Annotated in this window: 17 protein-coding genes; 11 read left to right on the top strand and 6 right to left on the bottom strand. The window is 68.0% G+C overall.

Going from position 1 to position 22556, the window contains the following annotated elements; translation table 11 throughout:
• Positions 1–14: 14 nt before the first annotated feature.
• Positions 15–2501, bottom strand: a complete 2487-nt coding sequence (locus tag HY058_00215; protein ID MBI3495708.1) for a cation:proton antiporter — start codon at positions 2499–2501, stop codon at positions 15–17.
• Positions 2502–2612: 111 nt separating this feature from the next.
• On the opposite strand from HY058_00215, the gene HY058_00210 reads away from it, so the two are divergent.
• The 4 genes from HY058_00210 (at position 2613) to HY058_00195 (ending at position 9077) form a co-directional block, all read left to right on the top strand.
• A complete protein-coding gene (locus HY058_00210) occupies positions 2613–3284 on the top strand; it encodes a glutathione S-transferase family protein (protein ID MBI3495707.1) in 672 nt (223 codons plus the stop codon).
• A gap of 36 nt (positions 3285–3320) precedes the next feature.
• On the top strand, positions 3321–4583 hold the full coding sequence (locus HY058_00205; protein MBI3495706.1) for an MFS transporter: 1263 nt from the start codon (positions 3321–3323) through the stop codon (positions 4581–4583).
• A 235-nt stretch (positions 4584–4818) separates the two neighbouring features.
• Positions 4819–5904 carry an efflux RND transporter periplasmic adaptor subunit gene (locus tag HY058_00200; GenBank protein MBI3495705.1) on the top strand — a complete coding sequence of 362 codons (1086 nt, stop codon included), beginning with the start codon at positions 4819–4821 and terminating at the stop codon, positions 5902–5904.
• Between the two features lie 5 nt (positions 5905–5909).
• Positions 5910–9077: an efflux RND transporter permease subunit gene (locus tag HY058_00195; protein ID MBI3495704.1), complete on the top strand. Its 3168-nt coding sequence runs from the start codon at positions 5910–5912 to the stop codon at positions 9075–9077.
• Positions 9078–9081: 4 nt separating this feature from the next.
• Here HY058_00195 and HY058_00190 read toward each other — a convergent pair whose 3' ends face one another.
• Positions 9082–10056, bottom strand: a complete 975-nt coding sequence (locus tag HY058_00190) for a 2-dehydropantoate 2-reductase (protein MBI3495703.1) — start codon at positions 10054–10056, stop codon at positions 9082–9084.
• A gap of 190 nt (positions 10057–10246) precedes the next feature.
• Between HY058_00190 and HY058_00185 the strand changes: the two genes are divergently transcribed.
• Complete coding sequence (locus HY058_00185; protein ID MBI3495702.1) at positions 10247–11005, top strand: carbonic anhydrase; 759 nt, start codon at positions 10247–10249, stop codon at positions 11003–11005.
• Positions 11006–11070: 65 nt separating this feature from the next.
• On the opposite strand, the gene HY058_00180 is transcribed toward HY058_00185, so the two are convergent.
• Positions 11071–11517 (bottom strand): hypothetical protein, encoded by a 447-nt coding sequence (locus HY058_00180; protein MBI3495701.1) that lies wholly within the window; start codon positions 11515–11517, stop codon positions 11071–11073.
• Between the two features lie 292 nt (positions 11518–11809).
• Here HY058_00180 and HY058_00175 point away from each other — a divergent pair, with 292 nt between their 5' ends.
• Positions 11810–12523, top strand: coding sequence for a DUF1223 domain-containing protein (locus tag HY058_00175; GenBank protein ID MBI3495700.1), 714 nt, complete (start codon positions 11810–11812; stop codon positions 12521–12523).
• Between the two features lie 168 nt (positions 12524–12691).
• On the opposite strand, the gene htpG is transcribed toward HY058_00175, so the two are convergent.
• Positions 12692–14596 (bottom strand): molecular chaperone HtpG, encoded by a 1905-nt coding sequence (gene htpG, locus HY058_00170; protein ID MBI3495699.1) that lies wholly within the window; start codon positions 14594–14596, stop codon positions 12692–12694.
• Between the two features lie 221 nt (positions 14597–14817).
• Positions 14818–16224 (bottom strand): hypothetical protein, encoded by a 1407-nt coding sequence (locus tag HY058_00165; GenBank protein MBI3495698.1) that lies wholly within the window; start codon positions 16222–16224, stop codon positions 14818–14820.
• Between the two features lie 188 nt (positions 16225–16412).
• Between HY058_00165 and HY058_00160 the strand changes: the two genes are divergently transcribed.
• On the top strand, positions 16413–18809 hold the full coding sequence (locus HY058_00160) for a disulfide oxidoreductase (GenBank protein ID MBI3495697.1): 2397 nt from the start codon (positions 16413–16415) through the stop codon (positions 18807–18809).
• A complete protein-coding gene (locus HY058_00155) occupies positions 18806–19204 on the top strand; it encodes an RNA-binding S4 domain-containing protein (protein MBI3495696.1) in 399 nt (132 codons plus the stop codon). The genes HY058_00160 and HY058_00155 overlap by 4 nt, the downstream gene beginning before the upstream one ends.
• Here HY058_00155 and HY058_00150 read toward each other — a convergent pair.
• Positions 19201–19434 (bottom strand): aminotransferase class V-fold PLP-dependent enzyme, encoded by a 234-nt coding sequence (locus tag HY058_00150; protein MBI3495695.1) that lies wholly within the window; start codon positions 19432–19434, stop codon positions 19201–19203. The two genes, HY058_00155 and HY058_00150, sit on opposite strands and share 4 nt — an antisense overlap.
• Positions 19435–19620: 186 nt before the next feature.
• Between HY058_00150 and HY058_00145 the strand changes: the two genes are divergently transcribed.
• The 3 genes from HY058_00145 to HY058_00135 all read left to right on the top strand — a co-directional run bounded on the left by HY058_00145 (position 19621) and on the right by HY058_00135 (position 22358).
• On the top strand, positions 19621–19956 hold the full coding sequence (locus HY058_00145) for a ferredoxin family protein (protein MBI3495694.1): 336 nt from the start codon (positions 19621–19623) through the stop codon (positions 19954–19956).
• A gap of 995 nt (positions 19957–20951) precedes the next feature.
• The gene (locus HY058_00140; protein ID MBI3495693.1) at positions 20952–21527 is read left to right on the top strand and encodes a CarD family transcriptional regulator; all 576 of its coding nucleotides are present in this window, start codon (positions 20952–20954) and stop codon (positions 21525–21527) included.
• Positions 21528–21557: 30 nt separating this feature from the next.
• Positions 21558–22358, top strand: a complete 801-nt coding sequence (locus tag HY058_00135; GenBank protein ID MBI3495692.1) for a hypothetical protein — start codon at positions 21558–21560, stop codon at positions 22356–22358.
• The last annotated feature ends 198 nt before the right edge of the window (positions 22359–22556 follow it).

Here is a 22556-nt window from a genome sequence, read left to right as displayed (position 1 = left end):
GATTGAGGAGCGGTCTAGCCGGCCACGCCGGGCCGCTCCTGCGCCACCCGGCTGATGTGCTGGGCGAGCCCGTCATGGGCAGCGATGAAGCGCTGGAAGTCGCGCGCCTGCAAGGTCAACAACCAGCAATATCCGAGCGCGCGCACGCCGGCGTTGCGCGGGCGATGGGTCAGGAGCGCCACCTCGCCGAAGAAGTCCCCGGTGCCGAGCCGGACCGCCGGGCCGGTCTCGATCTCCACCTCGACCGCACCCGAGGAGATGAAGAACATCGCATCGCCCCGGCCGCCGCGCTCGAGGATGCGCTCATCCGGCAGTGCCAGACGCGGCCGCAACAGCCGGGCCACTTGGCCGCGCTGATCGGGGGTCAGCGGAGCGAACAGCGGCATCTTGGCCACCAGCACTTCGCGGCTGATGCCGAGATCGAGCCGGAGCGGGCGGTTTACCAAGGCGCGGCGCTGGGCCAAGTCGCTGTCGAGCGCGCTGTAGACCTCCGGTCCGATCACGCGCTCGGCCAAGAGGGCGCGGTATTCGTCGCCCTCGCGTTGCTGCGCGGCGCGGGCGAGATAGCGGGCATCCAAGGTCTTGGCGTAGTCGGGGTATTGCAGGCGCATGGCCTCCAAGGCGCGCGCCACGCCGTCCCGCCGATCCTCCAGGATGGCTTCGAGGGATTGGCCGATGTCGTCGCCGAGTGCGGCGGCGAGCCGACCGCGGATGAAGGATTTGAGCTCGTCCACCGCCAAGCGGACGATGAGCAGATGCTCGAACCGGTCGGCCAGCCCGCGCGCCAAGGGCGTGCTCCAGGTGAAATGCTGGTGGAGCGCGACCGCCAGGCGAAAGGCGCGGCTGAAGCCGAGGGCCTGCAGGGCCGCCTTCTGATAGCCGGCGACGGCGCCGCCCTTGACGGCGTCGATGAGCCGCCCGGCTTCGGCCAGCAAGCCGTCGACGATCTCGCGGCTGACCACGCGGTCGCGGAAGCGCTGCAGATACAGCTCCTCCTCGCGGTTGGCCAGCGTCAGCAGGCCGATATAGGCCCGCTCGTTCTCGCTCAAGGCGGCGACCCGCTTGCGGCTTTCGGTGATGGCGGCGATGCGGCTCTCGTAGCGCGTGAGCACCGCTGCGGCCGCTTCCGGATCGATGCGGTTGTCCTCCGCCGCAGTCGCCACATGCTCGCGCACCGAGGCATGGCTCAAGCGGATCGCCTGATCGCGCATCGCTTGGTCGGCCGGCGACAGCCGATCGAGACCGAGGAGCCGGATGAGCCAACGCAGGCTGGGGGCGTTGACGAAGAGCGTGACCAGCACGAAGCCGGTCGCCAGCAGCGCCACGAAGCGCTTCACCTCGTCGGGCACGCCGGCATGATCGGCCACGCCCAAGGCGAGCGCCAGGGTGACGGCGCCGCGGAGGCCCCCCCACAGGATCACCAGGAGAAAGCCGTGGCTGATGCGCTGGGCAAGTCCGATCCAGGAGAGGATTGGCAGCAGCCCCCAGAGCACCAGCGCGCGGGCGAACAGCGCCGCTGCCGCCAGAACCAGCAGCAGCCAGAGCTCGCCCGTGTGCATCGCCATCAAGGTGCGCGGCACCAGCGTGGAGGCGATCAGGAAGATGAGCGAGTTCGCCCAGAAGCCGAGCTGCCGCCAGCTCGCCAGCAGCGTGTCCCAATTGTCGGGGGAGAGCCGGGTGCGTCCGTAGACGGCGACCGCGATGCCGCCGGTCACCACTGCCACCACGCCGGAGACGTCGGCAAATTGCTCGGCCAGGATGAATAAGGCATAGGCGAGCGCGATGGTGAGCGTGATCTCGGCCAGGCTGATGTCGCGCAGCCAGCCGAACAGCCAGACCGTCGCCCACGCGGCGGTCCAGCCGAGGAGCACGCCGCCTAGAAACTTGACGACGAAATCACCGACGCCGGCCAAGAGATCCGGTTCATGGCCGCCGGTCAGCATGGCCAAGAGCAGCGTGAACAGCGCGATCGCCGCGGCGTCGTTGAGCAGGCTCTCGCCTTCGACCAGGACCGACAACCGCCTGGGCGCGCCCAAATCGCGGAAGATTCCGACCACCGCGATCGGGTCGGTGGTGGAGACGATCGCGCCTAGGAGCATGCAGGCGACCAGCGAATAGGACGACGTCATCGCAATCGCGCCGCCGACCACCGCGGTCGAGACCAGAACGGCGACCACGGCGAGCAGCAGGATCGGAGCCAGATCGTCAACCAGGCGCCTGACGTCGATCGAGAGCGCGGTCTCGAACAGCAAGGTCGGCAGGAAGATGTAGAGAAACGCTTCCGAGCTGAAGCCAAGCTGGGAGAGCGCGTGCAGGAAGGCGATGCCGGGCTTGTTGGCCTCCATGCCGCTGCTCCACAGGGCCAGCGCCCCCAGCACCGAACCGGCGAGCGCCAAGAGCACGGTCAGCGGAATGTTGAACCGCTCGGCCAGGGGCGGCAGGCAGCTCGTCACCAGGAGGAGGCCGCTGAGGCCGAGAAGCGTGAGGACGACGTCGTGCATCCCGTTCCTAGCGCTGAATTTCCATCGATGCGGCGGAAGATCGCCCCGGCGAAGCTAGACGCTCGGAAGGCCGCGCGGCAAGCCGGCGCCCTCGCCCCTTCGCGAGCAGACATGCTATGGATTCCAGCCGCTTTCCGCCATGTTCGCCAGCTCGAAAGGCAACAGCCCATGTTTCTCGTCGGCCGCTATCTCTCCCCCTTCGTGCGTCGCGTCGGCGTCAGCCTCAATGAGCTGGGTCTGCCGTTCGAGCGGAAGATCCTGTCGACCGTGTCGGACCGCGCCGCGATCGAGGCGTACAATCCCTTGGCGCGGGTGCCGGCCCTGATCCTCGACGATGGCGAGGCGCTGATCGATTCCGCCGCCATCCTCGACTATCTGGACGAGCTCGCCGGCCCGGCGAAGGCGCTGACCCCGGCCAAGGGGCCGGAGCGCCGCCGGGTGCAGAAGATCGTCGCGATCGCGCTGGGCACGATCGAAAAGGCGGTCGGCGCCGCCTATGAGATAAACCGGCGCCCGGCGGAGAAGGTGCACCAGCCCTGGCTCGACCAGCTCTTGGCCCAGACCGCCGGCGGCCTGGCCGCGCTCGAGGCCGCACTCGCCGGGTCGTGGTACGTCGGCAACCGTCTGACCCAAGCGGATATCACCGTCGCCGTCGGCCACGGCTTCATCGCCCGCAGCCAGCCGACGGTGCTGCCCCCGGGCCGCTACAAGAAGCTGGACCAGCTGACGACGCGCCTGGAAGCGACCGCTTCCTTCAAGGCGGCCCAGCCGGAAACGGTTTGAGGATCGGTTCCGGTCGATCGAGAGGGACCCCGGAGCATGACGCGCTTCTTCTTGCCGGTGGGCGCGCTGATGCTGGGCATCGCGCTCATGCTCTTGGGCAATGGGCTGTTCTCGACCTTCATTGCGCTCCGCATGACGCTCGAGGGCTTCGCCACCTCGCTCATCGGTCTTGTCGTCGCCGGCTATTCCGTCGGCTTTCTCGCCGGCTGCATTGTCGGCGGCAGGCTCATCCGCCGCATCGGCCATATCCGCGCCTTCGCCGTCCTGGGTGCGCTCACCTGCTGTCTGTCCCTGTCCTATCCCTTCCTCATCGACCCCTATGCCTGGATCGTGCTGCGCACCGCCAACGGCTACTGCGCGGCCGGCATGTTCATGATCGCCGAGAGCTGGCTCAATGCCCGCACCCCGACGAAGCTCCGGGGAAGGGTGCTGGCGCTCTACACCATCTCGAACAAGCTCGCCTTCGGCGGCGGCCAGCTTCTCTTGCTGCTGGCCGACCCGGCGGGCCCGCTCCTCTTCATGACGGCGGCCTTCGTCTATTCCTTGTCCTTGGTGCCGGTGGCGGCGACGACGCAGACCGCGCCCACGATGACCCTCTCCGAGCGCGTCGGCATCCGCCGGCTCTATGAGCTCTCGCCCTTGGGCGTGGTCGGCTGCATCTTGACCGGCCTCATCGCCTCCTCGATCTCGGGCATGGCCCCGGTGTTCGCCGCCGGCATCGGCCTCTCCACCGGCGAGGTGGCGCAATTCATGGCGTTCATGGTCTTGGGCGGCCTAGGCCTGCAATGGCCGATCGGCTGGCTCACCGACCGGTACGACCGCCGCAGCGTGCTGCTGGCGGTGGTTCTCGTCATGTCGGTCATGAGTGCCGCCCTGGCGGTGGTTTGGCAATGGTCGCTGCCGGCGCTTTACATTCTCTTCGCTCTCCATGGCGGGCTCCTGGGTGCCCTCTATCCGATCTGCGTTGCCCATACCAACGACTTCGTCGAGCGTCGCCAGGTCGTATCGGTCAGCGGCAGCCTGCTGCTTTTGTGGGCAGCCGGTGCGGCCACCGGCCCAGCGATCGCAAGCCAGATCATGGCGGTGATCGGACCGACCGGACTCTTCTGGTTCGTGACGCTGCTGAGCCTGGCGCTGGCCGGCTTCATTGCCTGGCGGATGAGCCAGCGGGCCGGCAAGCCGGCCGACGAGCAAGGGCGATTCGTGCCCCAGCCGGCGGCCACACCGGTCGCTGCCGCACTTCAGGGCGATGGCTCGCCGGAAGACGACGCGGCGGCCGAGGCGCAGGCCGGGGCCTGAACCGACCGCCTTGGGGGCGGTCCGGGGTCACGTTCATGTCAAGACGGCACGAGGCTCTTTCGGCGGTCTACGCGCTGGGCTATTTTCTGTAAGGAAAGGCTTTTCACGATAAGGGCGGCGCTAGACCGCCGAGCGGAGCCGATCCGGGAGCAAGCGTGGAGAGTGGGGTGGACGACACGGGCGATATTCCCGACGCAGCACGGCACCGCATGCTCGCGCATGAGGCGGCTCGCCCATGCGCCTGGTAACGCAGCTCGGCGTCGTCGCCGTCCTTGCGGCCATCGGCGGCGGCGCCTGGTTCTACCGCGGCCAGCTAATGCCCAGCCCTTCCACGAGCGCCACCGCCGCCACCGGACCGGCCGCCGCGCAACGCGCCGTCCCGGTGAACGTGAAGCCGGTCCGCCTCGGCCCGATCGATGACTCGATCGAAGCGGTCGGCACCGCGCTCGCCAATGAAAGCATCACCGTGACGGCGAAGACCGCCGGCATGGTCAAGGCGGTGCGCTTCACCGACGGACAATCGGTCAAGGCCGGAACCGTGCTCCTCGAGCTCGACGACCGGGAGACCCTGGCCGAGCTCGACGCCGGCAAGGCCGCACGCGAGCAGGCGCGCGTCGCCCTGGAGCGTGCCCGGGCACTGCTCGGCACCGGCAATGCGCCGCAATCGCGCGTCGACGACCTCGAAGGCCAGTTCCGCTCCACCGATGCGCGCGCCCGCATGAGCGAGTCGCGCTTGAACGACCTGAGGATCGTCGCACCGTTCTCCGGCAAGCTCGGCTTGCGTCGCGTCAGCGTCGGCACGCTCATCAGCCCGGGCACGGTGATCACGTCCCTCGACGACATCGACACGATCAAGCTCAGCTTCGCGGTGCCGGAGACGGCACTCGCCAAGGTGAAGCCCGGCTCCGCCGTGGCGGCATCCGCCAGCGCCTATCCCGGACAACCCTTCAAAGGGACGGTGACCGTGGTCGACAGCCGCGTCGATCCGGTCAGCCGCTCTTCCGAGGTCAGGGCCGAAATTCCCAACCTCGAAGGCGCGCTCAAGCCCGGCATGTTCTTGACCGTGCAGCTGACCCTTGGGCGCCGCGAGAACGCCATGCTCGTGCCGGAGGAGTGCTTGGTGCCCGAGGGGACCAGGCAATACGTCTACGTCGTCGCCGATGGCAAGGCGGTGAAGACCGAGGTCAAGATCGGGCTCCGGCGCCAGGGCGACGTCGAGATCGTCGGCGGCCTCAAGAATACCGATTCCGTCGTGACCGCCGGCGTTCAGAAGATCCGCGACGGCACTCCGGTTAGGGCGGTCGAGGGCCTGGGAGGCTAACGCCGATGATCCTATCCGACGTCTCCATCCGCCGCCCGGTCTTCGCCTCGGTCATCAGCCTGGTGGTGGTGATCTTCGGGCTCTTCGCCTTCCAGCGCCTGTCGGTGCGCGAATACCCCAACATCGATCCGCCGATCATCTCGGTCACCACCAACTATCGCGGCGCCTCGGCCAACGTCATCGAGGTCAAGGTGACGCAGATCCTCGAGGACTCGATCAGCGGCATCGAAGGCGTGCGCACCATCGTCTCCTCCTCGCGCGAGGGCTCGTCCTCGATCTCGGTCGAGTTTTTCCTCAACCGCGACATCGAAGCCGCGACCAGCGACATCCGCGACAAGGTCGGCCGCGTGCTCTCCAAGCTGCCGACCGAGGCCGACCCGCCGGTCATTGCCAAGGTCGAGGCGGACGCGCGGCCGATCCTCTGGGGCTCGCTCTCCAGCGACAACCTGGTCGGCCTCGAGCTCACCGACTACGCCAAGCGCTTCCTGGTCGACCGCCTCTCCAATATCGCCGGCGTGTCGGCGGTGCGCATCGGCGGCGAGCGCCGCTATTCCATGCGCATCTGGCTCGATCGCCAGTCCTTGGCGGCGCGCAGCCTGACGGTGCAGGACGTCGAGAACTCGCTCCGGCGCCAAAATATCGAGCTGCCGGCCGGGCGCATCGAGTCCTCGAACCGCGAATTTACCGTGCGCACCGACACCGGCCTCAAGACCCCCGACCAGTTCCGCAACGTCATCGTGGCGGTGCAGCAGGGCTACCCCGTTAAGCTGGGCGAGCTCGCCAAGGTCGAGCTCGCCGCCGAGGATCTCCGCGGCGAGATCCGCAACAATGGCCGCTCCGCCGTCGGCATCGGCATCGTCAAGCAATCGACCGCGAATACCCTCGAGGTCGCGGACAAGGTCAAGGCGCTGTTCGAGCTCATGCGCCCGACCCTGCCGCCCGGCGTCTCGATCGACATCTCCTTCGACACCTCGCTCTTTGTCGCGCAGTCGATCCACGAGGTGTTCCTGGCGCTCGGCATCGCGCTGGCGCTGGTCGTCGGCGTCATCTTCGTGTTCCTGCGTTCCTTCAAGGCGACGCTGATTCCGGCCATTTCCATTCCCGTGGCCATCATCGGCGCCATGATGGTGATCGCCGGCTACGGCTATTCCTTGAACGTGCTGACCCTGCTGGCCCTGGTGCTGGCCATCGGGCTCGTGGTCGACGACGCCATCGTCGTCTTGGAGAACATCCACCGGCACATCGAGGAGGGCATGCCGCCGCTGCTGGCGGCGGTTCGCGGCGCCCAGCAGATCGGCTTTGCCGTCGTCTCGACCACGCTGGTGCTGATCGCCGTGTTCGTGCCCATCTCCTTCCTGCCGGGCAATATCGGACGGCTGTTCAGCGAGTTCGGCATCTCGGTCGCCGCCTGCGTGCTGTTCTCGGGCATGGTCGCGCTCTCGCTCACCCCGATGCTGTGCTCGAAGATGCTGACGCCAGTCGAATCCGAAGGCTTGTTGCACAAATTGACCGAGCCGGTGTTCCAAGGGATGACCACCGGCTACCATCGCCTGCTGGGTGCGGCGCTGAGGGCGCCGGTCATCGTCATGGCGCTCGGCCTGGCGACCAGCTTGAGCGCGATCGGCCTCTTCAACATGCTGCAGAAGGAGTTCTCGCCGATCGAGGATCGCGGCTTCTTCCTGATCCAGGTGGTGGCGCCGGAAGGCTCCAGCATCAACTACACCCGCGACAACGTGATCGAGGTCGAGAAGATCCTGAAGCCGCTGGTGGACGACGGCACCGCGCTCCGCGTCTTCGCCAACATCGCCCCTTCCTTCGGGCGCCCGGGCGACGTGAAGCAGGCCTTCATCACCGTGCGCCTCAAGCCGTGGAGCGAGCGCACCCGCAAGCAGCAGGACATCGTGCGCGGGCTCTTCGCCAAGCTGAACGGCATGCCCGGCGTGCGCGCGGTCGCCATCAACCAGCCGAGCCTGGGTCAATTCTTCCAGCAGCCGGTGCAGGTGGTGCTCGGCGGCAGCAGCTACGAGGAGCTGGTGGGCTGGCGCGATGCTTTGATGGACCGCATGCGCCAGAATCCCGGCCTGCAGAACATCAGCGCCGACTACGATCCAACCAAGCCGCAGCTCCGCGTGGTCATCGACCGCGCCCGCGCCGCCGATCAGGGTGTGGCCATTGACGAGCTCGGCCGTACCTTGGAAACCATGCTGGGCGGACGCATCGTCACCACCTTCAGCGACCGCGGCGATGAGTACAACGTCATCGTCCAGACCTCGGCCGAGAACCGCGCCCAGCCGCGCGACCTGACCAACATCTTCGTGCGCTCGCAGACGACGCGCACGCTGGTGCCGCTGAACAGCCTGGTGACTCTCCGCGATGTGGCGGACGCCGCCGAGCTGAACCGCGTCGATCGCCTGCGCTCGGTCACCATTCTTTCTTCGCTCGCGCCGGGCTACAGCCTCGGCGAGGCCTTGAGCTTCGTCGAGCAGGTGGTGGCGAGCGAGCTGCCGCCCCAGGCGCGGCTCACCTACAAGGGCGAGAGCCGGGAGTTCAGGGAATCGACCTCGGCGCTCTATTTCACCTTCGGCATGGCGCTGATCGTGGTGTTCCTGGTGCTGGCCGCGCAGTTCGAGAGCTGGATCCATCCCTTGGTCATCATGCTCACCGTCCCCTTGGCGGTGACCGGGGCCTTGGGCGGAATCTGGTTCTCCGGCGTGACCCTCAACGTCTACAGCCAGATTGGCATGATCATGCTGGTCGGCATCGTGGCGAAGAACGGCATCTTGATCGTCGAGTTCTCGAACCAGCTCCGTGCCGGCGGCAAAGCGGTGACGGCGGCGGTGCACGAGGCCGCGGTGATCCGCTTGAGGCCCATCCTCATGACCTCGATCGCCACCGCTTTCAGCGCCCTGCCGCTCGCCTATGCGACCGGTGCCGGCGCCGAGAGCCGGCAGGCGATCGGCGTGGTGGTGGTGTTCGGCGTGTTGTTCGCCACCTTGCTGACGCTGTTCGTGGTGCCGGTCTTCTATAGCCTGCTGGCCGGCTATACCAAGCCGTCGAGCCATGTGAGCGATCTCATCAACCGCCTCGAGCATGGCGAGCGCCGCGGCGAGGCGCCGGCGCACGCAGCACCGGCGCACGGGACCCCGCAGCCGGGCCCGGCGCCGGCGGAGTAGTGGCTTAGCCGCGCCTGAGGGTCCGGTCGCGGAGGCTCAAGAGCGCCAACACCACATCGAGGGTGGGTGTCGCGACGCCGGTCATGAGTGCCATCTCCTTGACCGCACCCATGATCGCCTCCACCTCCATCGGCCGACCCTGCTCGACGTCCTGCAGCATCGAGCTCTTGAAGGCGCCGAGGCGGGCGCCGGTCTCGATGCGTTTTTCCGGCGACATGCCGAGCGTGATGCCGAGGCTCTCGGCCACCGCATAGGTTTCGCTGGTGACCGCCAGCAGCACCTCGCGCACGCCCGGGTGATCGTACATCTCCGCCGCCGTGCCGTGGGTGAGGGCACTCACGGTGTTGGAGGAGACGTTGCCGGCCAGCTTGAGGAAAACCTCGGTCCAGACGTGCGCGGTCGTTTTCACCTCGAGGCCGGGAACCGAAAGGCTCTTGCCCAGCTCTTCCAGGCGCGGCGAGGAACCACCCTTGGGCTCGCCGATGACCAGTCTGCCGCCTATGGAATGGCGGATGAGGCCCGGCTCCGGCACGTCGGTTGCCATGTAGATGACGGCGCCGATCAGCCGTTCCAGCGGGATCGCCCGGCCGATCGTCCCGCCGGGGTCGACGGACTCCAGGACCCGGCCCCGCCAGGGCCCATCGAAGCCGGCGAAGAACCACCAGGGAATGCCGTTCATCGCCGCCATGATCTGCGTCTTGGGCCCGAGGAGCGGGCGTAGGCGTCCGGCGATGGCGGCGATCGCCGGCGCCTTCACCGCGAGGACGACCAAGTCTTGCGGACCGGCCGCTTCCGGCGAGTCGACCGCCTCGACCTCGATCCGATGCCGTTCGCCAGCCATCTCCAAGGTGAGGCCGCCCCGCTGCAGGGCGGCGAGATGCGGCCCCCGGGCGATGACGGCGACCCGATGGCCCGCCCGGGCGAGCTGGGCTGCGACATAACCGCCGACGGCACCCGCTCCGTAAACGCAGATTTTCACCGGGCCTCCCTTTTCCAAAGATCCGCCTCGGCGAAGAGGACGGAGCGGCCTCTTAGCCGGATGTTCGGCGCTGGGCAAGGCCGTCGGTGTCGCCGGCGAGCACGGGTTCCCTCCTCGGGCGAATGCGGTAGAGTGCGCCCTGAAGCTGCGACAACACCCGGAACGGGGACGGACGCCCATGACTTCCCGCTTGACCCGCCGCCATCTGCTGGGTGGCCTCGCTGCGGCGCTTTGCCCGCTCTGTCTTGGCACCGGCCGGGGCGCTCGGGCGGCAAGCGCCCATTGGAGCTATGAGGGCGAAGCCGGCCCCGAGGAATGGGGCAAGCTCGACCCGGAGTTTCGAATCTGTGGCCTCGGCAAGGAGCAGAGCCCGATCGACCTCGCCGGCACGGTGCGCGCCGAGCTGCAGCCGCCCCAGGTGGAGTGGCGGCCGATGCCGCTCGCCATCCTCAACAATGGCCATACGGTCCAGATCAACGCCGTGCCGGGAAACCTGATGCGGCTCGCCGGCGAGCGCTACGATCTCCTGCAGTTCCACTTCCATCATCCAAGCGAGCATCTCATCGGCGGACGCCGCTTCGACCTCGAATGCCACTTCGTGCACCGCTCGGCTGCCGGACGGCTGGCGGTGCTCGGCGTCATGATCGAGCCGGGCCCGGCGAATGCCGCCTTGCAGCCGATCTGGGAGGCGATGCCCCGGGCCGAGGGCCCGGAGCTGAAGCTGGCGACGACGATCGATCCGAGACCGTTGCTGCCGAGAAGCGGCGGCCTGTTTCGCTATCCGGGCTCGCTCACCACCCCGCCCTGTGCCGAGGGGGTGAGCTGGATCGTCTTCCGCGAGCCGATTCAGGCCTCGCGCGAGCAGATCGGCAAGTTCGCCCAGCTGTTTCCCTTGGATGCGAGGCCGGTGCAGGGCTTGGGGCCGCGCTTCATCCTGGAATCGAGCTAGGCCTCTCCGGCGCCGGCGCCGGCCGGCAGCGGATCGTATTGCGGCGCGGTCCTGGCGGCCCGGAGTTAGACTTGAGCCGCGTGGCAGAAGCGCCAGCTCCTGCCCTGCAAGCCGTAGAGCAGGGCAATTTTCGGGCTGGCCGAGCTGTCGATCACCACCTTCAGCTTCGAGCCGCCGCAGGCCTGCTGGGCAGCACTCGTCGGCACCGGCACCTTCTTCTCGGCCAAGCACTTCTCGACCGATTTGGGCAGGCTCGCGAGCGGGGCCGCCTTCTTGCCGTTGAAGGCCATCGCATAGTCCTCGGCCTTGCCGCCCTTGACGATGCCGCGCACCTCGATCCGGCCGAAGCGGGACTTGTAGAGGCCGGCCTCCTGCTCGCCATCGGACATGCCGTCGGCCACCGGCCGGAAGTCGATGGCAGCACAGGTGGGCGGGCTCTTCTGCTGGGCCTCAGCCGGGCTTGCAGCGACGACGAGACTGGCGAAGGCGAGGACGAGAAGCGACCTTTGCATGGCGACAAGCTCCGTTTTATCGAGCGTGGAATAGCTGAGCTAACTCTTCGCTGAGACCACGCGCAAACGCAAGTGGACGCCGAGGAGTGCCCCCACCCCAACCCTCCCCCGCGAAGACGCGAGGGAGGGAGCCGAGAGCGCGACGCCCTTACTCCCTCCCCCGCGCGTCAGCGTGGGGGAGGGTTGGGGTGGGGGCACTCCACGCGATCGTGAGGCAGGGCGGTAAACGCAAGTGGGGCGCAGCACGCGATCGTGAGGCCGGGCGGAGACGGCCAGTGGTAAAGTTGCGGCCATGACGACGAGACGGCTCATCTTATCGCTGGCGCCGGTCTTGGTCGGCCTCGGCCTCATGAGCGCTGCGGCCGAGACACGGGCGCCGGTGGTGCTCGAGCTCTTCACCTCCCAGGGCTGCGATTCCTGCCCGCCGGCCGACGCCTATCTGGGCGAGCTCGCCAAGCGCCCGGACGCAATCGCGCTCGCCTTCCATGTGGATTATTGGGACTATATCGGCTGGAAGGATCCCTATGCCCTGGCGGACGCCACCAAGCGGCAGCGGGACTACGGGGGCGCGCTGGGCGCGCGGGTGATCTACACCCCGCAGCTGGTGATCCAAGGGGCCGTGCATGAGGTGGGCTCCGACCGCGGTGCCGTCGCCCGCTCCATCGCCGCCGCCCTTCGTCCCACCGTCTCCGTCAGGCTCAAGCGCGAGGCGGACGCGCTCAAGCTCGAGATCGGTGCCGGCTCCGGACCGGGCGAGGTCTGGCTGGTGGGCTACGACCCCAAGCACGAGACCAAAGTCCCGCGCGGCGAGAACGCCGGCAAGACCCTGGTCGAATACAACATCGTGCGCGGCTTCCGCCGCGTGGCCACCTGGTCGGGTGCCGCGCTCAGTCTCGATCTTCCGGTTGGCGAACTGCCCCTGGGCAGCGCCTATGCGGCCCTCCTGCAGGTTCCGGGTCCAGGCCCGATCCTGGGTGCCGCCAGCCTTCCCGCCTTAGCCGAATAGCGGTCGGTATCTGCTTCAAAGTTCGAATGCCCCCACCCCGACCCTCCCCCGCGCTGACGCGCGAGGGAGGGGGTAAGAGGGCCTATTTTCCCCCTCCCCCAACCTGTTGGGGGAGGGCAGGGGTGGGGGCATGCGATGACTGCAACGGGTCCCTGCGCCAGTGCAGCATCAAGCGACCAGACCGCGCTCCAGCATGTCGGCCAGCCGCTTGGCGAAGGCCTTGGGATCGGGCACCGGCTCGCCTTCGACGATGCGCGCCTGATCCAAGAGCAGCTTGGCGCTCTCCTCGATCACCGGGGCCGCACCCTTCCGGCTCGCCATTTGGGCGAGCTTGCGCACGAGCTTGTGCTTGGGGTTGACCTCGAGGATGCGCTTGAAGCCGGCTTCGAGCTGCTTGTGCTGCCTGAGCATGCGTTCGAGCCGCATGTCGAGATCGTGCTCGTCGGCAACGAGGCAGACCGCGCTGTCGGTCAGCCGCTCGGTCTTGCGCACGTCCTTGACGCTGTCGCCCAAGGCCAGCTTGAACATGGCCAAGAGCGCGCCGATGTCGTCCGTCGCCGCCTCGGGCTCGAGCGGCTTGTCGGCGGACTTGATCTTGGCAAGATCGACGCCGCCGCGCGTCGCCGACTTGAACGGCTTGCCCTCATAGTCGTTGATCGTCGATACCCAGAACTCGTCGATCGGGTCGGTCAGCAGCAGCACCTCCACGCCCTTGGCGGCGAAGCCTTCGAGCTGCGGGCTGGCGCGGAGCGCATCCAGCTCCTCGCCGCTGATCGTGTAGATCGCGTCCTGTCCGTCCTTCATGCGGGCGATGTACTGGGCTAGGCTGGCAAGCGCCGGCCCGTTGGTCGAGTGGAAGCGGGAGAGCTTGAGGATGGCATCGCGGTGCTCGCCGCGGTCCTCATAGAGGCCTTCCTTCAAGACCGCGCCGAAATTCTCCCAGAACTTGCCGTAGGATTCCTGATCGGCGTCGGCCTGCTTCTGCAGCTCGCTCAGCACCCGCTTGGTGATGCCGCCCCGGATCTTGGCCATCAGCGGGCTCTTCTGCAGCATCTCGCGGCTGACATTGAGCGCCAGATCCGGGGTATCGACGACGCCGCGCAGGAACCTGAGCCAGGTCGGCACCAGCTCCTTGCAGTCGTCCGTGATGTAGACCCGCTTCAGATAGAGCTTCACCCGGTGCCGGCGGTCGGGATGAAACAGATCGAAAGGCTTCGACTCCGGCACGTACAAGAGGCTCGTGTATTCGATCGTGCCCTCGGCCTTGTGGTGGATGGTGAGCCAGGGCTGGTCGAGGGCATGGGCGACGTGCCGGTAGAATTCGCGGTATTGCTGCTCGGTGATCTCCGATTTCGGCCGGCTCCACAGGGCCGAGGCGGCATTCAAGGTCTCGGGCTTGCCACCCTCGGTGAGCTCGATGGGAACCTGGATGTGGTCGGAGTAGCGCTTGACGATCTCGCGCAAGCGCATGGGCTCGAGGAACTCGCCGTCCTCGGCCTTGAGATGCAGCACCACGGCGGTGCCGCGGCCGCTCTTCTCGGCCGCCGTGACGGTGAATTCGCCCTTGCCGTCGGAAGACCACAGCCAGGCCTCGCGCTCGCCCGCCTTGCGCGCCAGCACCTCGACCTTGTCGGCGACCATGAAGGCGGAATAGAAGCCGACGCCGAACTGGCCGATGAGCGCCACGTCCTTTTTCGCGTCGCCGGAAAGTTGGTTCAGGAACGCCGAGGTGCCGGAGCGGGCGATGGTGCCGAGATTGTCGACGATCTCCGCCTTGCTCATGCCGATGCCATTGTCGGCGACGGTGAGCGTGCGGGCCTCCTTGTCGAGGCCAAGCGAGATCGTGTACGCGCCGCCGCCCTCGGCGAGATCCGGCTGGGTGATCGCGGCATAGCGCAGGCGATCGCAGGCATCCGAGGCGTTGGAGATGAGCTCGCGCAGGAAGATCTCTTTTTCGCTGTAGAGCGAATGCGCGACGATATCGAGAAGCCGGCTCACCTCGGCCTGGAAGCTCATCTTCTCCCCGGGTCGACTCTCGGGGGGCTGAGTCTCGGTGGTCTGTGCCTCGGACATCTTCTTGTCGCTCCTCCGCCAGTACCTGATCGCGCAAATTCGTGAGTCGCAGTCGACTCACGAATTTGCACGTGAATCAGGTACTTGCCTAAAACGATTTGTACCGACTTTCTACGAAAGTCGGTACTAGGTCTTTGCTACGCCGCTCATATGTGCGAAACCGGCCCGGCCTGCAAGGGGAATGCTCCGGGTAAAGCATCCCGGGTCCACCCGTCCGGGGCTCAAGGCCGGGTGAGCAAGGCCTTCAGCGCCGTCAGGTCGTGACCATTGACGGTGAGCCGTCCGGCCGGGTCGAGCTCGAGGTGATAGTCGTAGAGGATCCGCCGGTCGGCGCCCAGGCGCGGCTGGCCGAAGCCTCGGACCAGCGTCAGCATGAGCGCATGGTTGGATCGGCCGGGCTCAGCCGGGCGCTTGGCTGCTCCATCGAGAAGCTCGGGCAGGCCCGCGAGGCTCGCCTCGATCGCGCCGACATAGGGGGCACCCGGCACCGCGGACGCCACCGAACCTTTCAGCGTCAAGGCGAGGCTGGCGTTCTCGGCCAGTCCATGCGGGAGGACGATGCGGGCACCCGCCGCCTGCAAGGCGGCCAGCGGACCGGCGGCAAACAGCGTGCCGAGGGCGGCAGCCAGCGCGTCGGTCATGTCGAGCGCCAGATCGATGCGTGCCGGCGTGAGCTCGCTCGGCATGAGCGGGCTTAGAAATCCGCTCTGCTCATGCACGAGATGTCCGGAAAGGCGCTCGCCTCCGGCGGGCTCGAGCATGAGCCGCGTCTTGGCGTGGTCGAGCGCAAAGGCGGGCTCTCGGCCGGCACTGCCCAGCTCGAGCCCATGGACGGAGAGGCTGAGGTCGACGGGACCGATGAGCGCCGGCAGCTGCCGGGCGAAGGCTGCCCGGAGATTGCCTTGCGGACCGCGGCGCCAATCGATGCCCATCGCCTGGGCGGCGGCGGCATAGTCGAGGAGGCGCATTTTGCCGGCACTTCCGGCGAGGTTGATGAGGGCGAGCCGCACCCGCTCGGCGCCCTCGCCCAGGCTGAGATCGCTCAGCTCCACCGACCATTTGCCGCTCCAAGCGCCGGCCGCACCCTCCTCGAAGCGAGCCTCCAGGCTCATCGTCGCGAGGTGAAAGCTCTCCCGGCCGTTCCGCCCGCGCCCGCGGATCTGATCGATCCTGAGGTCCAGCCGGCTAAGGCCGCCCAAGCGCCGGTCCCAGAGTCCCTCGATGCGCTGGCGGCCGAGGGTGACTTGGCCGCTTCTCTGACCGGTGCGATCGAACAGCGGCATGGTCGCCGGGAGCGTGAGGCGCACCCGCGCCCGCTCCTCGTCCACCGGCACGATCTCAAGGCTCGCCCCGGCGAGGGTGAGCCGTTCATGGCCGGCCCTGATCCAGTCGAGCGGCGGCAAGAGGAGCTGCCATCCGCCCACGGCCGCTTCCGCCCGGGTCCGGCCATGGGCGAGAAGCGCCGAGCCGCCGCCGGGCGCGTGCCAGGAGGCGAGGACCGAATCGGCCTCCAGGCCCATGGGCTCGCCGATCCCGACCGCTCCGGCGGCGGCGAGCCCGCTTGCCCACGCCAACAGCCAGACGAGCGCCAGGGGGGCGAGTCGCCCGATCCGCAATCCATGCTCCATCCGACCCGTGCTCCCCGGTCCCGACTTCTTAACGCGATTTCCGGCGGCGCTTGCAAGCGCCTTGGCGAAAGACGATCTTGGAGGGGTTCGTGGTTCAAGGACCAGCCGTGGCTCGCGACGGACGCACGCGCATCACCGCCGTACTCGGCCCGACCAACACCGGCAAGACCTATCTCGCCATCGAGCGCATGCTCGGCCACCGTTCGGGCAGCATCGGCTTTCCCTTGCGGCTCTTGGCGCGGGAAAACTACGAGAAGATCGTTCGCCTGAAGGGTGCTCGCCACGTGGCGCTGATCACCGGCGAGGAGAAGATCGTCCCGCCGGGTGCCCGCTATTTCGTGTGCACCACCGAATCGATGCCGCTCGACCGGCCGGTGGCGTTCCTTGCCGTCGATGAGGTGCAGCTGGCCGCCGACTGGGAGCGGGGCCATGTCTTCACCCAGCGCATCCTGGAGGCCCGCGGCCTCGAGGAGACGATGTTCCTCGGCGCCGAGACGGCAAAGCCGCTCATTCGTCGACTGGTTCCCGAGATCGAGTTCGTGGCGCGGCCGCGGTTCTCGACCTTGACCTATGCCGGCCCGAAGAAGCTGACCCGGCTGCCGCGCCGCGCGGCGGTGGTCGCCTTTTCGGCGGCCGAGGTCTACGCCATCGCCGAAGTGGTTCGCCGGCAGCGGGGCGGCACCGCGGTGGTGATGGGGGCCTTGAGCCCAAGGGCACGGAACGCCCAGGTCGGCATGTACCAGGCGGGCGAGGTCGACTATCTGGTGGCGACCGATGCCATCGGCATGGGCCTCAACATGGACCTGGACCATGTGAGCTTTGCCGGGCTCGCCAAGTTCGACGGACGCGGCCAGCGTCGACTGGGTGCGGCCGAGCTGGCGCAGATCGCCGGGCGCGCCGGCCGGCACATGAGCGACGGCAGCTTCGGCACCACCGCCGAGGTGGGCCCGCTCGAGCAGGAGCTGGTCGAGCGCATCGAGGACCACCGCTTCGATCCGGTGACCCATCTCCTCTGGCGCAACGATGCCTTGTCGTTCCGCTCGGTCGCCGCCCTCATCCAGAGCCTGGAGCAGCGGCCCTCGCTCTCCTTCCTCATCCGCAAGCGCGATGCCGACGATCAGCTGGCCCTCCAGGCACTGGCGCGCGACGAGGCCGTCATCGCTCGCGCCGGTTCGCCCGATCGGGTGCGGCTCTTGTGGGAGGTCTGCCAGGTCCCGGATTTCCGTCGCACCATGGCCGAAGGGCATACCAGGCTGCTGGCGCAGATCTTCCACTATCTCTCTGAGCCCGAGGGGCGGCTGCCGGCCGATTGGGTCGCTCGCCAGGTCGATCGTCTCGACCGCGGGGATGGCGACATCGACACCTTGACCCAGCGCATCTCCCATATCCGCACCTGGAGCTATGTGGCCCACCGCGCCGACTGGCTGGCCGAGGCGCTGCACTGGCAGGAGCGCACGCGGGCGATCGAGGACAAGCTCTCCGATGCGCTGCACGATCGCTTGACCCAGCGCTTCGTCGACCGTCGGGCCGCCGTGCTGGTGAAGGCGCTCAGCGACCCGGCGGAGCTGATGGCCTCTGTCCGCAGCGACGGCGAGGTGCTGGTCGAGGGCCATCCCGTCGGTCATCTCGAGGGTTTCCACTTCGTGCCCGACGGCGAGGCCTCGGCGGAGTCGGCGCGCCATCTGCTGGCCGCCGCACGGCGCGTGCTGCCGGCGGAGATCCAACGGCGCATCGAGCGCCTCATCGCCGCACCGGACGCGGACTTGGCACTCGATGAGAACGGCCGCATCCGTTGGCAAGGGGCGGTGGTGGCGAAGCTTGCTGCCGGCCGAAGCGCGCTGGCGCCCACGGTGGAGCCGCTGGCCAACGAGTTCGTTCACCTGGCGTCCCGCGAACGCATGGCCAAGCGGCTTTCGGCATGGCTCGATCGGGAGCTCGACCGGCGCTTGGCTCCGCTCCTCGAATTGACCCGCGCCGAGCTCAACGGTGCTGCCCGCGGGCTTGCCTTCATGCTGGCCGAGAGTCTCGGCTGCATCCGGCGCAGCGAAGCCGCCCCGCAGGTGGCCGCGCTTGCCAAGAGCGAGCGCAAGGAGCTGGCGCGCCTCGGCGTCAGGCTGGGAGCGCATGCGATCTACCTGGCGGCGCTGTTCAAGCCCGGCGCTCTTAGGCTGAAGGCGCTTCTCTGGGGTGTGCGCAACGGGCTTGCACCCTCTTCTCTGCCGAAGCCGCAACCGGCGATGTGGCCGAGGGCCGCCATCCTGCCCGATGGCTACTATCATGCGATCGGGCATCTGCCGCTCGGCAACTTCGTGCTCCGGGTCGACCGGGCCGAGGCGGTTGCCGCCAAGGCGGAGCGCATGGCGGCCAAGGGCCCCTTCGCCGCCACCGCCGAGCTCGTCCGCTTGGCCGGCTGCCTGCCGGGGGAGATCGCGGCCGTGCTGGTGGCGCTTGGCTATCGTGCCGGGGTGGGCGAGGACGGGGTCAGCTTCCGGGTCGAGCATCGGCATCGGCGCCTCGCCAGGCGCCCCGGCGCCAAGCGCGATTCCCCCTTTGCCAAGCTCGAGGTGCTGGCGCGCCGGCGATGAGCGATGAGGATCCTCAGGGAACGCTGCGCCTCGACAAGTGGCTGTGGTTCACCCGGTTCTGCAAGAGCCGCAGCCTTGCCGCCAAGCTCTGCTCGACCGGACGGGTCAGGCTCTCCGGCCGCATCGTCACCAAGGCGCACCAGATCGTGCGCATCGGCGACGTGCTGACCTTCCCTCTGGGCCCGCATATCCGGGTCATCGAAGTAAAGGCGCTGGGAGAGCGCCGCGGCCCGCCGGCGGAGGCCCGCACTCTCTATCTCGACTTGTCGCCGGCGCCGCCGCGTTCGAGTGCACCCACGCCCTCGGGCGCCCGCGAGCCCGGCGCCGGCAGGCCGACCAAGGCCGAGCGCCGCGCCACCGACCGGCTGAAATCGGGAGAGGAAGGCTCCGGTTAGCGGCCAAGCCCCGCGACCGCCTCCACCACCGTTCCGGTCCGCCCAGCGATCTGCAGATAGGCGAGGTCGTTGCTGACATATTCGTTCTGCCCGGTGAGGATGCGTTCGCCCGGCTTGAACGGCATGGCATAGAACGCCATGTCCCAGGCCCTGGTGGCGTTCTCGACGACGGCGATCTCCGCCGGCCGGGCGCTGATCAGCCGGGCGGCCGAATCGTAGACGCCGGCCATTTCCGGCGTCTCGGCACGGGCTCTGGCGGGGGCGATGCCGGCGACGGTCAGCGGGACCGCATGAGCGTCCGATTCGGCCGCAAGGCCCAGTTGTTGCGCTGTCGTTGCGGCTTGATATATGTGAGTGCCGGTCGGCCGCAACGCTCTGTTGGGGAACAATGGCGCGGCCGCAAAGCGGAGACGAGCATGACCTACGTGGTGACCGAAGCCTGCATCAAATGCAAGTACATGGACTGCGTCGAGGTCTGTCCCGTCGATTGCTTCTATGAAGGCGAGAACATGCTGGTGATCCACCCCGACGAGTGCATCGATTGCGGGGTGTGCGAGCCGGAATGCCCAGTCGAGGCTATTGTCCCCGACACCGTGGGCGACATGGAGAAATGGGTCGCCCTCAACCGGCAATATGCCGAGGAGTGGCCCAACATTACCCGCAAAGGCGAGGCCCCGGCGGATGCCGACAGCTTCAAGGATACCAAGGACAAGTTCGAGAAATTCTTCAACGCCGAGCCGGCCAAGCGGTAGGGCGCGCGAGGGGCTCTCCCCCTACCGGCGGTAAGACCGCCGGGGAGCTCCCCCAGGCCTTGGGAAACCGCCCTGGGGCACGAATTTGTGTAGGCTGGTATGCGGGCAACGCCGGCTCCACCCCTACCATTTTAGCCAGATATGTGTTATATTAATGCTTTGCGGGTCAATGCGAGGAGCCCTGGGCCGGCTTGGGTCCGTCGCGGCCTCCTCGCCCGCTTTCAGAGCAATTCGGGGTAGGGCGGTTTGGCAGATGGCGCCGCCGGGTGGGATTTTGACCTCTCGTGGAAGGCGCTGCAAAGGCAAAGGGTTCTGCAACGACTATGTCCAAGAGCAATTCCAAGACCAAGGCCGCGGGTCGGCTGCCCGCGTCCGGCAAGAAGGCGGCCGCTGCTGGCAAGGCCGGCCGCGGCCTTTCGGCCGGCAAGGCGCACAAGACCAGCGCTGCGGTCAAGACGGCCCGCACGCCGGCAAAGCCGGCTCACCGTGCCGTCGCCAAGCGACCCGGCCAGAAACGGGCGGCGGCGATTCGCCAGGCGAAGCCGACCGGCCGGCATGACCGAAGCAAGGTCCAGCGTCCGAGCCCGACCAGGGCCGCCGCCAAGGCGAAGCCCCGCGTCGTGGCACCGGTGAAGGCGGCGAAGGCCAAGCAGGCCCCCCCCAAGGCGCCCCCCCGCAAGGTGGTGGCGAATCGCCCCAAGACGGGGAAGGACCAGCCCGTGCTCAAGGTCGTCAAGACCGCCCAGGCGGCCCCGGCAAAGCCGGTGAAGCCCGCGGTGAAACCCCCGGTTAAACCGATGACGGCCAAGGCGCCCATTGCGGCGGTGCCGGCGGTGAAGCCGGCAGCGGCGCCGATCGCGAGCCCGGAGCGGCCTTTGCTGGCGCGACCGGAGACGGTGCGGCCGCCGCAGCCTCATGGCAAGCGGCCGATGCCGATGCGGCCGCACCTCCTCTCGGGGCCGCCAAGGCCCCATCTGCACGGGCCGATGCACGGGATGCGGCCGGGCCAGCCGGCACTGGCGCCGAAGCTGCCGGGCCACGCCCAGGTGGTGGTCAAACAGTCGCCGGCGCTGGCGCTCAAGAATGCCGGCTTCGCCACCGGCGATTTCGTCGTCTATCCGACTCATGGCGTCGGGCGCATCATCGCGGTGGAGAATCAGCAGATCGCCGGTCACGATCTGCAGCTGTTCGTGATCAATTTCGAGAAGGACCGCATGACGCTCCGCGTCCCGGTGCCGAAGGCGCACACCTCGGGGCTGCGTCGGCTGTCGACCCGCAAGGAGATGCAGGCGGCGCTGACGAAGCTGCGCGGCCGCAGCCGCGCCCGGCGCACCATGTGGAGCCGGCGCGCGCAGGAATACGAGGCGAAGATCAACTCCGGCGATCCCAACTCGATCGCCGAGGTGGTGCGCGATCTTCACCGCAACGCCGGCCAGCCGGACCAGTCCTATAGCGAACGCCAGATCTACCAAGCGGCCCTCGACCGCTTGGCGCGGGAGTTTGCGGCGATCGAGAAGATCGACGAGCAGACCGCCGCGCAACGCCTCGAGCAGATGCTGCGCGCGGCTTAGGCCGGCTGGGAGCGGGGTTTAGGCAGGGCAGTGGCCGATCGCGACAAGTTCGCGATCCTGCATGGAGCAGAGCGCGTCTGGGCAATCGCCGCGATCCACGGCGAAGCGGAGCGGCTGAAGGAGCTGCACCGCCGGCTCGGCGAAGCTTTGGCGCCCAAGGATCGCGTCGTCTATCTCGGGAACTATCTGGGCCACGGAGCCGGCGTCCGCGCGACGCTGGACGAGCTGGTGCGCTTCCGGCGATGGTACCTTGCCCGCGGCTGGACCCGGGTCTGCGCGGTCGCCTATCTCAGGGGCGCGCAGGAGGAGATGTGGCACAAGCTCCTGCAGCTGCAATTCGCCACCGACCCCCGGCAAGTCTTGAGCTGGATGCTGGGCCATGGGGTGGGGGCGACGCTTTCGGCCTATGGCGGCAGCGGCGAGCGGGGCCTCGCCGCCGCGCGCGAGGGGGCGGTTGCGATCACCCGCTGGACCAATCAGCTCCGCGCCGCCGTCAAGGCGGCACCCGGCCATGACCCGTTCCTGGCGGCGCTTCGCCGGGCGGCCTACACCGAGGATGGCAGGCTCTTGTTCGTTCATGCCGGGATCGATGTGACCCGGCCGCTGACGACGCAGAGCGACAGCTTCTGGTGGGGCAGCGGCCGCTTCGCGGAAATCGACCAGCCCTATGGCGACTTCTCCATGATCGTGCGCGGCTACGACGTCCAGCATCCGGGCGTGCTTGCCGCCGGGTTCACCACGACGCTTGATGCCGGCTGCGGCTTCGGCGGCTCGCTCATCGCCGGCTGCTTCGATCGCGCCGGAAAGCTCCTCGCCACCATCGAGGGCTAGGCGCGCGAATTCCGCGGCCTCGGCCTCTTCCGGTTCGCCTCGCTCGGCCGCTCTCCAACCTTCGTATAGTGCGAGCCGTTCCGGCCGAGGGTTAGGCTCGCCCGCGAAGGGCCATGCTCATTCCGGGATATGCCCCACCAGTCTCGCTCGTCTTGCAGCCGCGCGCGGTCTGCGAGCCCAACGAGCGCCAACGGGAGC

It is taken from the genome of Pseudomonadota bacterium (assembly GCA_016195085.1).
GTDB lineage: Bacteria > Pseudomonadota > Alphaproteobacteria > SHVZ01 > SHVZ01 > JACQAG01.
Note: the sequence above shows the minus strand (reverse complement) of the source record. Positions and strands in the feature narration are given on the sequence as shown.

What these genes read in the sequence shown, in the direction of transcription:
- HY058_00160 (MBI3495697.1), top strand. Translation starts at nt 16,413, where the DNA reads ATGCTCGGCCACCGTTCGGGCAGCATCGGCTTTCCCTTGCGGCTCTTG.
- HY058_00200 (MBI3495705.1), top strand. Translation starts at nt 4,819, where the DNA reads ATGCGCCTGGTAACGCAGCTCGGCGTCGTCGCCGTCCTTGCGGCCATC.
- HY058_00205 (MBI3495706.1), top strand. Translation starts at nt 3,321, where the DNA reads ATGACGCGCTTCTTCTTGCCGGTGGGCGCGCTGATGCTGGGCATCGCG.
- HY058_00215 (MBI3495708.1), bottom strand. Translation starts at nt 2,501, where the DNA reads ATGCACGACGTCGTCCTCACGCTTCTCGGCCTCAGCGGCCTCCTCCTG.
- htpG (MBI3495699.1), bottom strand. Translation starts at nt 14,596, where the DNA reads ATGTCCGAGGCACAGACCACCGAGACTCAGCCCCCCGAGAGTCGACCC.
- HY058_00175 (MBI3495700.1), top strand. Translation starts at nt 11,810, where the DNA reads ATGACGACGAGACGGCTCATCTTATCGCTGGCGCCGGTCTTGGTCGGC.
- HY058_00140 (MBI3495693.1), top strand. Translation starts at nt 20,952, where the DNA reads ATGCGGCCGGGCCAGCCGGCACTGGCGCCGAAGCTGCCGGGCCACGCC.
- HY058_00145 (MBI3495694.1), top strand. Translation starts at nt 19,621, where the DNA reads ATGACCTACGTGGTGACCGAAGCCTGCATCAAATGCAAGTACATGGAC.
- HY058_00155 (MBI3495696.1), top strand. Translation starts at nt 18,806, where the DNA reads ATGAGCGATGAGGATCCTCAGGGAACGCTGCGCCTCGACAAGTGGCTG.
- HY058_00180 (MBI3495701.1), bottom strand. Translation starts at nt 11,517, where the DNA reads ATGCAAAGGTCGCTTCTCGTCCTCGCCTTCGCCAGTCTCGTCGTCGCT.
- HY058_00150 (MBI3495695.1), bottom strand. Translation starts at nt 19,434, where the DNA reads ATGGCCGGCGTCTACGATTCGGCCGCCCGGCTGATCAGCGCCCGGCCG.
- HY058_00195 (MBI3495704.1), top strand. Translation starts at nt 5,910, where the DNA reads ATGATCCTATCCGACGTCTCCATCCGCCGCCCGGTCTTCGCCTCGGTC.
- HY058_00165 (MBI3495698.1), bottom strand. Translation starts at nt 16,224, where the DNA reads ATGGAGCATGGATTGCGGATCGGGCGACTCGCCCCCCTGGCGCTCGTC.
- HY058_00210 (MBI3495707.1), top strand. Translation starts at nt 2,613, where the DNA reads ATGCTATGGATTCCAGCCGCTTTCCGCCATGTTCGCCAGCTCGAAAGG.